The sequence below is a fragment of the Selenomonas sp. FC4001 genome, assembly GCF_000701565.1.
Lineage (GTDB): Bacteria > Bacillota > Negativicutes > Selenomonadales > Selenomonadaceae > Selenomonas_A > Selenomonas_A ruminantium_B.
In genome coordinates, this window is sequence record NZ_JNJF01000005.1 from 116,718 (window position 1) to 129,500 (window position 12,783).

The following is a 12,783-nucleotide window of genomic DNA, read 5'->3' on the forward strand; positions in this document are numbered from 1 at the left end:
CCTTCTATAAAGGAATATGCTAAATTTATCTATTTCTTTACAAATTCGACAAACATCGTGAACATCCTGCCTGCAACGGCTAATCATGACAGAACGCCTGCGTCACCAAGTACGCAGGCGTTTTCCCTGACACAGCAGAATATATCTTAGCGAGCCGTGTTATTGGCTTACATAACTGCGTTTTTCAGCAGGTATATCCTCCCATTTAACTTCATTTACAGGAATGTTCCGCGATAGTCCCCAAGCTGCCGCAATACCGGCTGCCTCTCCCATACTCATACAGGTGGGTTGTATACGGAAGGAAGCCTGCGCAGCGAAACTGCCGCTGGCGCAGCGTCCTGCCACAAGCAGATTGGACATCTCATTGGTCACCAGCGCGCGATAGGGGATTTCGTAATACTGTCCCTTTTTCAGCTTTTCAAATAAATCCAGCTTCACATCATGAATATCTATAGGATATGCCGAGCGGCAGACTGCATCAGGGAAATGACGTGCCTTCAGATAATCATCGGCTCCCATATAGTATTTCCCACGAATCCGCCAAGACTCGCGCACACCTACCATGCTGGCTTCGCGGCTGATATAGGCTTTTTCAAAGCCGGGAATATTCCTCTTGAAATAAGCTGCCAAACGGCGCATCATCTTCCGTCCAAAGGATACTGCCTTGCTGCGTGACACAGCATCTGTGGCCGAAAACAGCAAAGGAGGCATTTCCGGACAGTTCATGGACATGGTATGTGGCTTACCCGGTATGGAAAATGCCTGGATATACAGAACATCATCTTCCGTAAGCTCGCCTTTCTTAACGCCTTCCCGAAAGAAACTCTCGGTTTTCTTCCATTTGGCAAATTCCCAAAACGGATCGCGGCCTTTTTTCACATCTTCCTTAAATTTTTTAGAACATTCTTCCGGTAACCAAGTGTCCTTCAATTTATCATGAAAGAAATGATAAACTTTCGTTACATCTATGCCTCCCATTTCAAACCGCAGGCTCATAGGCTGGTTTCGCCCGTTTTTTTCCGAACCTTTTTCCGTGGGGACTCCGGCAAATCGCGACAGCAGGGCATCCCCTGTGGCATCAATAAACGTCTTGGCTTGGATTTTCCCCAGTCCCTCTACGGTCTGCACCACACAGGCCGTGATGGTTCCATCTTCTACAGTCGCGCCCACAAGAGCAGCATCATATAAAACCGTTACTCCCGTTTTCTCGCACCATTCATCATAGACTTCTGTCAGCAATTCCGGTACATAAGCGCCCATTCCATCCCCATAATGTGTGTCCGTTTCCGGGAGATTAGGCACTGGCGCAAAGCCAGCCTTAACCTCTATGCGTTTGTTAAGTTCTTTTATATAAGGCGTATCGCTATCAAATGCATAAGTAGGCATACAAGGGAAAACGCACCCTTGAGTGGCCAGGCCGCCAAGAGAAATACCCCGCTCGACCAGTACAACCTTTACGCCTGCGCGTGCGGCACTGATAGCCGCCGCTGTCCCTGCCGCACCGCCGCCAACCACGCAAACATCAGCGGTCAGCAGAGTGGGCAGGCCTTCGCCATTCACTCCTGCCGGGGCTGCTGCGGCTTTGCCGCTCGGCATGGCTGTTTCCGCGAGCATCCCTACGGTTCCCATCCCCACCAGTTTCATAAAAGCCCGCCGAGAAATCGGAATTGAAAATGATTTTTCCATGTTCATTCCCTCCACACTACATTCCCCAATCCGTCGAAACATTAAATCAATTTCCTAATTATTTCGACAATTATCAGGGCAATTCCTTTTGTGAACGGAAAAATTATTCATGAATTCAGCAACAACTACATCTGGGAAGAAAACCTTGGCGATGCTTCATCCTAGTTATCGTAAAATTTAAGCCCTTCACCTTGCAAGCGACTTTTCAACGCAGTCATGAAAATATAGCCCGGGTCTATTTTTTCTGAGCGATAGTTCGGTACATTTTCAATGTATAATCCACTGCTTCGGGCTGCATCCTGCTGGTAGTGACCAAAGACATAGGAAATCGTCGCGTATTTTTTATGTAAATATTTGATTAGCTCAACATTTGCTTCCAGTTGCGCGTCTGTTAAGTCTTCCACGCCATTAACTCCACCTACATTTTCTATGCCAATGGCACACCAGTTATATCCTATAATATGTCTATTAAGTGCTGTTTCAGGTGTGAGTCTGTATATTCGCCCATCCCGTGACACCAGAAAGTGAGATGCAACGTTCAGCGTCCCATCAGCGCGGGCCTCATTGTAAAAATGATTATAAGCAGATTCCCAAGTACTAGAGGCTGTCCAATGCACAACAACAGCTTTGGGAATGATATCTATTTGCTCCAAGTTGTAGTGTGCTGCAGCATACTCACGAATAAGCTGCTCTCTAAAATCCGACCATCGTATTGGTTTATCAATTATCTGTAATCCACCGGCAAAAGTTTCTGTCATAAGAAAAAGTGAAACCAATAGAAGAAATAATGTCTTTCTTATCATAAACTTTGCTCCTTTTTCCAAGCTCCTTTATTCACGCTGATACCGTTCTTGCTCGCACCCACAATGTCGGATACCTGAGTGCCATGCCTTAAGGCGTTCTAATTCTCATATAAATTCGATAACTGTAAGACATTTCCTTTTGTGAACCGAAAAAAATCACTGAACTTTTAGGTTCCCGTGACCAGGTTTCGGACTTATGTTAAGGAAGGAATTCAGCAGGTATTGGCGAATATTCATAAAATGACAACTGGCGGGGCGGCGTGTTCCTGTGCTATCATAAGAATGATGCCGACGCTTACGTCTATGCCGATTATGGCTGACGATTTTTGAAAGGACGAGAAAGAAATGAACAAGAAAAAACTTTTGATTGTTGTCGATATGCAGAATGATTTTATCAACGGCGCTTTGGGTTCCCCGGAAGCTGCAGCCATTGTCAGCAATGTGGCGAAGAAAATCGAAGAAGCCAGAGCCAATAATGACTTCATCATCTTTACGCAGGATACCCATTATGACGACTACATGGAAACGGAAGAAGGCAAGAATCTGCCGGTCCCCCATTGCATCAAAAATACGGAGGGCTGGGCCATTAGCAGCCAGCTGAACGTTCCTCTGGAAGCTGATGTTATAGAAAAAACTACATTTGGTGCTTACAATATGGGGCTGTCCCTAGCCAGCTTTTATGAAAACAAGATTGACTCTATTGAACTCGTTGGCTTATGTACGGATATTTGTGTGCTTTCCAACGCTGTAATTGCAAAATCTGCCTGCCCGAACAGCCATGTGGCGGTTGACGCCGCCTGCTGCGCTGGAGTCACACCGGAATCCCACGACACGGCACTGGCAGCCATGAAAGCGATTCAAGTAGAAATTCTCAATCAAGGACAGGAGCCCTGGAGAAAATAACTTTACTTGTATTTCTGATAATCATGTCCATATCGCCTTCGCCCATAATGTGGTGAAGCACCTTATCTGGTGGACAAAATGAGGCCATGCATTCGCATAGCCTCATTTATATATTATATCCTTATTTCTTAATTGTTCGGCCTCCCTATTATCGCCGCTTCTTTGGCTGTGCCAATACAAAGCTTTCGTCGATTCTTTGTCGAAGTTCCGGCATCGGTATACTGCCATCCAGACATATGGTATACCAGTATTTCCGATTCATGTGCCAGCCCGGAAAATACCTTTCCCCATCTACTAAGGCGGCCACCTGCTCTGCCGTACCATGCAGATTCATGATACGAATAGGCTGGCTGCCGCCAATGCCGATTTTGCTGGGATGTACCTTCATAAAGACCGCATACCATTTCTGTGACAAATGGGAACGAATAACCGCCGCATCCATATCCTTCCACGGATATTCGAGTTCATCGCCATAGGTATTCTGCACATACTGCAAAAGTTCCTCTACATACTGCCCATGAAAGCTGCCATGTTCGCCGCAGGATGCACCAATACGGTCAAGGACTGCCCGATAGGCAGCCCGTACTTCTCCTACAAAAGCTCCCTGCGCATTTTCCACCAAATGCAGCACATAAGGCTCCTCTGACTCCGTGTCCATCAGCAAAGTTGACACATCACCATTCTTATTGACCCTTATATGAAGCCGAAAACTGCCTGCCAGCAAATCCTCTGCGTAGAAATAGGCATCTCCATCACGGCGAAAGCCAAAAGGAGCCAGCTTATCTACCAGCAGTTTCGGTATTTCCCCAGCCGCCAACTCATACCACCCATCTGTCTTTCTCATTGCTAAAACTTCCTCTTTAACGTACCTTCCTCGCCACTACTTTTCTCTGCTATTGTGTGCCTATACGAATCCAATCGCTTATCCGCACTTGCCGCAATGGCTGCATCCATTGCATATCAAACGACTGCCACAGGCATGGCAATGGGGGCCGTCATAAACGGAACGGTAACACTCATCCGGCGTTACAGGCAGCCCAATCGCATATCTCAGGTCAAAATACATCGGCTTGCCCTTAAAATTCAAACCTGCCCGAAAGGCCTGTTCCGCCTGCTTTTGTTTGCTGCTCAAGCGATAGTGCTTGCCATCTTTAATGAAATGCGAACCTATTTCGATGAAGGAAAAGGATACATTGTTTTCCCGGCACTCTTTATGCAGCGCCAGAACCCAATCATAGTTGCATGGCCTTGCCCCTTCGTAATTCTCACCACCGCAGATAACCTGCTCTATGATGCCATCCTCCAGATATGGTTTCAGACTCACGGCACCAATCAGGGGAGCGCACATAACACCTTTGTGTTTGAACGGCAACTCCCTGAGCAGCGGCAGCCTGATATCGGCCATTCTCTGATTCTCGCAGGTTACATTAAACCAGATATTCTCCCAGCCTTTGCCAAAATCCTGCGGCAAACAGGCAGGCACCCGTTCCGGCCGCTTGGTGAGCAGATAGAAAATGACATCCGACCTCTGCCGCATGATTTCCCATGCATCTTCCCGCCATTTGTCAGCCTCTTCCAGAAAAAAATCCGAAGTCATGCACACCCGGATAAGCTCACCACTTTTTACCTTATAACCGCCGTAGCGGTCTTTCTGCAGCGGATAGTTAAAATTCTCTGTCCGGTAAATGTCCGCACCATCTTTTCCCCTTTGCTTATCCAGCGTATACATATAACAGTTGGCACAGCCGGGACTGATTTTCTTGCAGCCATGCCATGGATTCCAGATATCATGCATGTTCTTACTCAGCCTCTTCCACTAAACCAGCGGCTTGGAGGTGACCATTTGGCTACCGGCAGACAAAAAGAAAACTGCATAGAAAACCTCCTCAACCCTAGTTGTATCCATCAACATTACATCAGCCATTATATTACATCAATTACCACAGGTCAACGAAAAACAAGGAGCTGCGTTTATATCCACTGTTATAAAAAGACTGAGAACAGCCGCTCAGCCTGCATCTCATTATGAAGCCCCGGATATTTAGCCAAAGCCCTTCCCCCAATGTGTTATTACGTTGTTTGACGTTGCCGAAAAACCACATTATACTTGAGGCAGGCCATTTATAACCAAACAGTGAAAGAGGGTAAACATGAACATTCAGATTTTCGGCACCAAGAAGTGTAACGACACCAAGAAAGCACAGCGTTTCTTCAAAGAACGCGGCATAAAGTTCCAGTTTATTGATATCCTGGACAAGGGTATGAGCAAGGGCGAGTTCCAGTCCGTAGCCAAAGCTCATGGCGGCATCGATGGTATGATAAATCCGGAGTGCAAGGACAAGGACGCTCTTGCTCGTGTCAACTATATGGCAGACAAACTGGAAACCATCCTTGAGAACCAACAGGTCATAAAGACCCCTGTGGTACGAAATGGCAAAGAGTCAACTTTAGGCTATGAGCCGGATATTTGGAAAGGCTGGCAGTAAGTATGCTTCATATCGGATGTCATTTATCATCAGCCAAAGGCTATCTTGCTATGGGCAAAGATGCCGTCAGCATCAATGCTGACACGTTCGCCTTTTTCACCCGCAATCCCCGTGGCGGCAAGGCTAAGGACATCAACCATGCAGATGTAGATGCCTTTATCGCTTTCGCCAAGGAGCATCATTTTACCAAGTTGGTCGCCCATGCCCCTTATACGATGAACCTTTGTGCAGCCAAAGACAATTTACGCACATTTGCCCATGAGATACTGGCAGATGACCTGCAGCGAATGGAAGCCACGCCCGGAAACTACTACAACTTTCATCCCGGCAGTCATGTAGGACAGGGCAGTGAACACGGCATTGCCTTAATTGCCGCAGAACTCAACCGAGTCCTCACGCCTGCTCAATCCACCACAGTGCTCTTGGAAACCATGGCCGGCAAAGGCACCGAAATTGGCCGTTCTTTCGAGGAACTGCGGGCCATCATTGACCGGGTAGAACTGCAAGATAAGCTGGGTATTTGCCTTGATACCTGCCACATCTGGGATGGCGGTTATGATATCGTCCATGACCTGGATGGCGTGCTGAATGAATTTGACCGGATTATCGGTCTTGAACGCCTCAAGGCTATCCATCTGAATGACAGCTTGAATCCCTGTGGTTCCCACAAAGACCGGCACGCACGCATCGGTGAGGGCTGCATCGGTCTTGACGCACTGGTAAGCGTCATAAACCATCCACAGCTGCGAAACCTTCCCTTTATCCTGGAAACGCCCAACGAACTTGCTGGCTACGCTCAGGAAATTGCGCTGCTTAAGAATAATGTTCTGGAATAATCTCCCCATACCCCATATAAAATAAAACCGGGCGGAAGGTATCATCTGCGCCGCCAATAAAGGGCGGCGCATTTATTCTCAAACAGGAACCTTCTATGCCCGGTAATATCGCTATGCAAATCTTATATATCTATTTTACCACCGATAGTTATATATTGTCACATATTTTTCTATCAGCCACACATCCACTCAGTCAATCACCTGATTCGCCCGCATTACGGACTTGACGCTTTCGGCGCTCTTCTTCATCATTTCCAGCTCGTCTGCTGGCAGATGCAGCGGGATGCGCTTTTCTACGCCGTTCTTGCCGATAATGCTCGGCAGGGACAGGGCCACATCCTTCAGGCCATACTCGCCAGTAAAGGGCATGGACACCGGCAGTACGGCGTGTTCATCAAAGAGCACTGCCTTTGCCAGACGGCAGGCGCCCATGGCTATGCCCGTGTTGGTCCAGCCTTTGGACTGCAGCACATCATAGGCAGTGTTGACGACTTCCTGGGCAATTTCCTGACGGTCCAGAGCCTTTTCATGGTCATAGAATTCATCAAGACCAGCCAACGGCACGCCGCCAATATTTACCGTACTCCAGGCCGGGAATGCGGAATTGCCATGCTCGCCCAGCATATAGCCCTGCACATCTGCCGCATCCACGTGGTAATGACGGCCGATGATGCTCTTGAGGCGCATTGTTTCCAGCGTGGTACCCGTACCAAAGAGGCGGCCAACGGGATAATCAAACTCCGTAGCGGCCACATAGGTCGTTATATCCAGGGGATTGGTAATCATAATAAAGACAGCTTCACGGGTATACTGAGTGACATTTTTCATCACCTCGCGAATGACCGCGATATTTTCCTTGGCCAAAGTGAGTCTGTCCATCTTTTGTCCCGGCAAAATACTGGGGCCGGCGTCACAGATAATCACATCCGCGTCACGACATTCCTCAAAGCCCCCGGAATGAACATGAATGCCCGGCACATAGCTGCAGGACAGCGAATGTACGGCATCCAGCGCCTCGCCATGGGCCACTTCCGGCTTGATGTCAATGCAGGCAATATCTGCCGCCAGCTGGCAGGCAATGGCTCTTGCCAAAACCGCAGAACCTACATGACCTAATCCGATGATTGCTAATTTATGTGGCTTAAACACTATAATCTATCCCCTTTACTACAAGAATTCCCGTAAATTACATTTACAAGTTTACAGTATACGCTCTTTGTTACAAGTTTACAACCCAAGGAGTAAATTTCTATAAAATTGTTCATACTAAAAGTGCAGCAACGTAACGTTGCTGCACTTTTATGCTTATGAAATTGACAATCAATAGGAAGCTACTGCATCCAGAGCCTTGATGCCATAGGATTTTTCCATATGGACAGCCTGACCGCCGGTGAAGATTACCAGGCAGACATCAGACGGTGCATTGGCCTTGACATAGTCGAGGTCAACTTCCATGAGCTTGTCGCCCTTCTTGACCTGCTGACCCTGTTCCACGAACACTTCAAAGCCCTGACCACCCAGTTTGACGGTATCAACGCCGAAGTGAATCAAGAATTCCGTGCCGTCAGCGGCCTTCATGCCAATGGCATGCTTCGTGTCAAACACAAACATGACTTCGGCATCGCACGGAGCCACCACATGGCCATCTGCCGGAGCAATGAAGAAGCCATCGCCCATCATTTTGCCGGCAAAAGCGGCATCCGGTGCTTCCGTGATAGCATGAGCCGTACCGGCAACCGGAGCGAAGAATTCATGGTCGCCATGCGCAGCTACCGGAGCTTCAGCCTGAACCTCTGCCGTTTCTTCCATAGCCGGAGCAGCTGCATCTGCTTCGACTTCCGGAGCCGTAGCCAGATATTCTTCGAGGTTGGATTTAATGACCGCAACCTTCGGGCCATAGATAACCTGTACGCCGGTGCCCTTGACGATTACGCCGGAAGCCCCCGTAGCCTTCAGGAGTTTCTGGTCAACCAACTCGGAATCAGCTACCGAGCAGCGCAGACGGGTTGCACAACAGTCAACAGACGTGATGTTGCGCTTGCTGCCCAGAGCGCGGGCAATGGTCTGACTCAGTTCATCAACACTGCCGCTTTCTCCCTGCGCACCAGCCTTGCGGGCGTTGACATCCGCCTTGGTGTAGAGTTTTGTTTCTTCATCATCCTCTTCGCGGCCCGGCGTCTTGAAGTCGAACTTCTTGATGAGGAAGGAGAACGCAAAGTAATACAGGAAGAAATACACGATACCAACGGGGATGATAAGCATCCAGCTGGTCTTGTCATTGCCCTGCAGAATACCGAAGATAAACAAATCGAGCAGACCGCCGGAGAACGTCAGACCTACGGCGATATTCAGGATATGAGCAATCATATAAGCTGCACCGGCCAGGACAACCTGCACACCGAAGAGCAGCGGAGCAACAAACAGGAAGGAGAACTCAATCGGTTCCGTGATACCCGTGAGCATGGACGTAAGGGCTGCAGACAGCAGCAGACCGCCAGCCACCTTTTTCTTTTCCGGACGGGCGCAGCGATACATAGCCAGAGCCGCACCAGGCAGACCAAAAATCATGAAGATAAATTCACCGGAGAAATAACGGGTAGCATCAGCACTGAAATGTGCGACATTCGGAGAAGCCAGCTGTGCAAAAAAGATATTCTGACCGCCCTGAACGAGCTGACCGTCAATCATCATGCTGCCGCCCACGCCCGTCTGCCAGAACGGCAGATAGAATACATGGTGCAGACCGAAGGGAATCAGCGCACGCTTCACGATACCGAAAATCAATGTACCGATATAGCCCGTGCCCGTAACCACATTGCCAAGACCAAAGATAATATCCTGCGCAATCGGCCAGATAAAGGTCATGGCAATACCTACAAACAAGAATACCACCGTGGAAACGATGGGAATAAAGCGGGAGCCGCCAAAGAAGGACAGGGCATCCGGCAAGACAATCTTATAATAGCGGTTGTGAAGCACGGAAACGCCGATACCCACGATAATACCGCCGAACACGCCCATCTGCAGGGACATGATACCACAGCTTGACGCAATCGTACCTTCGAGCACGCCCGGCGCAATGGAGCCGTCAGCCAGGATTTTGCCCGTGAGCTGCAGCATTGCATTACAGGAAACATGCATAACGAAGAAAGAAATCATGGCAGCCAGAGCCGCTACTTCCTTCTCGGCTTTTGCCATACCGATGGCTACGCCTACCGCGAAGATAATCGGCAGATTGCCAAAGATGGTGCCGCCCGCTGCGCTCATAACTGTGAGCAGCGAATGCAGCACCGTGCCATCACCGAAGATGGCTTCGAGGCCGTAGGTCTTGATGGTCGTCGGGTTGGTAAACGACGCCCCCAGGCCTAACAGCAGACCAGCAATGGGCAGTACCGCAACCGGCAGCATGAAACTGCGGCCGACGCGTTGCAGTACGCTAAAAATCTCGTCTTTCAATTAGACACATCCTCTCTTGGTCCAAACACAAAAAAGCACTTATCTGCCATTTTACCCAAGTACCATAGCAGATAAATGCTCTTCCACCGGACCTACCATAAAATATTCACCCGCGCTATTATATCATAACAAAAGCGAATACTTCAAGTAATTTTATCCTATTCTTTTGCATTTGATAAATTTCAAACTATTCACAATCGCAGGCAAAGACAATTCCGGCTCCTTTGCGGGCCTTTTCGGCTGTCTCCATGACCGTCAGCGATACATCCAGCCCCCGCCGCATGGTCTCGTAATCCTGCCGGGCATAGCAATCGGCAAACTCCTGGAACTCATGCACCATGCGATGGGCATAGCGGTTCAGTTCATAATGGGTAACCTTCCGCTCCCCATGCAAAGCCACGGCAAACGTCTTGAGCGCATTGGGTGCCCCTGTCACCTGCAGCCAGCCCTTCTCCCCCTGTATGGTGATAAAGCAGGGACTATCCGCGTCTTTTGCCCCCACAGCCACCGCCGTAAAGCCCGGATAATCGAGCAGGGCCACGCCAGAGGTATCAATGCCGTTAAAGCCCTTGTTGGGCTTATAGGAAACCTGCGCAGGCGCGCCAAAGAGTCCCACGATAAAATTCAGATTATAGATGTTGATATCGTAGAGGGCGCCGCCGGACAAAGCCGGGTCAAAGGCAGGCAGCACCTCCCCCTGCAGATACCGGTCATAACGACTGGAATACTGCGAGTAATTAGCCTGCACCCCTTTGATATTTCCCAACTGCGGCAGCATCTCCTTGATGGCATGGAAATTGGGCAAATGCAGGCAGGTAACCGCCTCGAACATATAAAGGCCTTTCGCCAGTGCCAATTCCCGCAATTCTTGCACCTCTGCTGCCGTGGAGGCAAAGGGCTTTTCCATGATAACGTGTTTGCCTGCCAACAGGGCTTTTTTCCCGTATTCATAATGGACACTGTTGGTCAGCCCGACATAGACAAAATCCACATCCGCAGAGGCCAGCAGTTCATCATAATCTGTGTAAACTTGCGGAATCTTGTACTGCCGGGCCAAAGCCTCGGCCTTTTCCTGACTGCGGGGCCGGGCAAAAATCGCCGTGACCTCCACTTCGGGTACTTCCTGCAGAGCAGGCAGTGCCCCTTCTTTAACGATAAAACCTGTTCCTAAAATTGCTAGTTTCATATGCAGTCCACTCCATTTTATACATGACGGGTTACAGTAAAGCGATAGAGTTTCACCTGTTCCCCAGGGGCAATATTGCCCTTCTTGCGGGCGATGTCCACCTGCTTGGCCACCGTATCCACGCCAGCCAAGTCCGGCAGGAGCAGCCCTCGGCGATTGCCGTCTGCCGACTCCACGATAACGCCGTAGCGCTTCACATCGAGCTGCTCGGTGCCTGCAATGGGTTCCGGCACCGAGAGCACGTCCACATCATAGACCAGTTCGGCTAGTTCCGCCTCGGTCACAGGCGAAAAGCGCGGGTCGCCAGTACCTGCCGACACCGCATTGTAAAGAATTTCCTCGGCAAGGTTCCCCCGCACCGGCAGGATGGTGCCAATACAACCTCTAAGCTGGCCATCCTTCTTGATGCTGACAAAGGCCCCGGCCTTCTGCCCCGTGAGCTCCTGCGGCAGATTATCCGGCAGCGCCGCCCGCCGGCCCGTACGCACATAATGTTCCAAGGAATATCGGGCCAATGCGAGATACTCGTCCTCCCGCGCCCGGAGTTTTTCCAGCTCTGCCCGCTGTGCTTCTGCAGCCTGTTCTCCGATGTTACGGCTTTCGTCGCGCTTAGCCAAATCAAAAAGCGCCACGCCATAGCCCACGCCAAAGGGTCCCTCCAGTGAGAGCAGCTGCGGCCTGACCTGCCATCTATCCAAGGCGCCCGCCATAATCCAGAAGGAACGCAAACCGCATTCAGCCGCGGCATCCGCCATTTCTGCCGGTGTGGTCAAAAGTTTCAGGAAGTCCCCATCCTTAAAACACTCACCCATGCGAGCGTCAAATACCGGCCCTGCAGGGTCAAAGCCATACGGCCCATCTTCTTTTAGCTTATGGGAAAGGTCGCCGCTAGCCACCAACACCATGCGCCGCCCAAGTTTTTCTGCTGCCAGCGCCAAGAGGACGCCCAGGGCATAATGATTATCCCTTGGCAGCCCCGACAGGCCAATGCGGACAATTTTCCCCTGATAACCTGCCTGCTGCAAAAAATACAGGGGAATCATGGTGCCATGGTCAAGGCCGCCATCCTGCTTGCCCAAGGTTCCCGCAGGCAGTTTGATTTTATCCGCCAATGCGCAAAGCTCTGCCACAAATTCTGCATCATAATCCACAGCAAAGGCCACCTCGGGATGACCAAAAGCCGCAAAGCTCCCCTTGGCCCCTGCTCCTGCAGAAATTTGCAGATAGTCGGCATACATCTTTGCATGGGGACTGGTGATGACAATTAAATCCGGCTCTTTTTCCACCGCCCACTGGGCAGCTTTTTTATACGCCTCAATGGTAGCGGAAATCCCCTGCTCCTGTCCCCGTCCAATCTCCGGAATAATCAGCGGCGGATGGGGAACCGCGCAAGCACCTAACAACGGCATACAAACACCTCCAGACCT

11 protein-coding genes are annotated in these 12,783 nt (G+C 50.0%); 3 read left to right on the top strand and 8 right to left on the bottom strand.

Translation table 11 applies throughout. The annotated features are described in order from the left end of the window. Positions 1 to 159: 159 nt before the first annotated feature. Positions 160 to 1,686 (bottom strand): FAD-dependent oxidoreductase, encoded by a 1,527-nt coding sequence (locus T320_RS02435; protein WP_051608560.1) that lies wholly within the window; start codon positions 1,684 to 1,686, stop codon positions 160 to 162. Between the two features lie 161 nt (positions 1,687 to 1,847). Next, on the bottom strand, positions 1,848 to 2,489 hold the full coding sequence (locus tag T320_RS02440) for an N-acetylmuramoyl-L-alanine amidase (protein WP_037352846.1): 642 nt from the start codon (positions 2,487 to 2,489) through the stop codon (positions 1,848 to 1,850). Positions 2,490 to 2,834: 345 nt separating this feature from the next. On the opposite strand from T320_RS02440, the gene T320_RS02445 reads away from it, so the two are divergent. Continuing rightward, positions 2,835 to 3,392: a cysteine hydrolase family protein gene (locus T320_RS02445; RefSeq protein ID WP_037352849.1), complete on the top strand. Its 558-nt coding sequence runs from the start codon at positions 2,835 to 2,837 to the stop codon at positions 3,390 to 3,392. 148 nt (positions 3,393 to 3,540) lie between these two features. On the opposite strand, the gene T320_RS02450 is transcribed toward T320_RS02445, so the two are convergent. Together T320_RS02450 and T320_RS02455 are read right to left on the bottom strand one after the other, a co-directional pair. Next, the gene (locus T320_RS02450; protein ID WP_037352851.1) at positions 3,541 to 4,236 is read right to left on the bottom strand and encodes an MmcQ/YjbR family DNA-binding protein; all 696 of its coding nucleotides are present in this window, start codon (positions 4,234 to 4,236) and stop codon (positions 3,541 to 3,543) included. Positions 4,237 to 4,314: 78 nt separating this feature from the next. Then, a complete protein-coding gene (locus tag T320_RS02455) occupies positions 4,315 to 5,187 on the bottom strand; it encodes a DUF5131 family protein (RefSeq protein WP_037352853.1) in 873 nt (290 codons plus the stop codon). Between the two features lie 355 nt (positions 5,188 to 5,542). Between T320_RS02455 and T320_RS02460 the strand changes: the two genes are divergently transcribed. Both T320_RS02460 and T320_RS02465 read left to right on the top strand, forming a co-directional pair. Next, complete coding sequence (locus T320_RS02460; RefSeq protein ID WP_026760446.1) at positions 5,543 to 5,878, top strand: arsenate reductase family protein; 336 nt, start codon at positions 5,543 to 5,545, stop codon at positions 5,876 to 5,878. A gap of 2 nt (positions 5,879 to 5,880) precedes the next feature. Then, positions 5,881 to 6,714 (top strand): deoxyribonuclease IV, encoded by an 834-nt coding sequence (locus tag T320_RS02465; protein ID WP_037352856.1) that lies wholly within the window; start codon positions 5,881 to 5,883, stop codon positions 6,712 to 6,714. 189 nt (positions 6,715 to 6,903) lie between these two features. On the opposite strand, the gene T320_RS02470 is transcribed toward T320_RS02465, so the two are convergent. From T320_RS02470 to amrA, 4 genes are all read right to left on the bottom strand, one after another. Next, the gene (locus T320_RS02470) at positions 6,904 to 7,863 is read right to left on the bottom strand and encodes an L-lactate dehydrogenase (RefSeq protein ID WP_037352858.1); all 960 of its coding nucleotides are present in this window, start codon (positions 7,861 to 7,863) and stop codon (positions 6,904 to 6,906) included. 171 nt (positions 7,864 to 8,034) lie between these two features. Further along, positions 8,035 to 10,170, bottom strand: a complete 2,136-nt coding sequence (locus T320_RS14350; protein ID WP_081824755.1) for a PTS sugar transporter subunit IIABC — start codon at positions 10,168 to 10,170, stop codon at positions 8,035 to 8,037. Between the two features lie 187 nt (positions 10,171 to 10,357). Continuing rightward, positions 10,358 to 11,356 (bottom strand): Gfo/Idh/MocA family protein, encoded by a 999-nt coding sequence (locus T320_RS02480; protein WP_037352860.1) that lies wholly within the window; start codon positions 11,354 to 11,356, stop codon positions 10,358 to 10,360. A gap of 17 nt (positions 11,357 to 11,373) precedes the next feature. Further along, a complete protein-coding gene (amrA, locus tag T320_RS02485) occupies positions 11,374 to 12,765 on the bottom strand; it encodes an AmmeMemoRadiSam system protein A (RefSeq protein ID WP_037352863.1) in 1,392 nt (463 codons plus the stop codon). Positions 12,766 to 12,783: the final 18 nt, after the last annotated feature.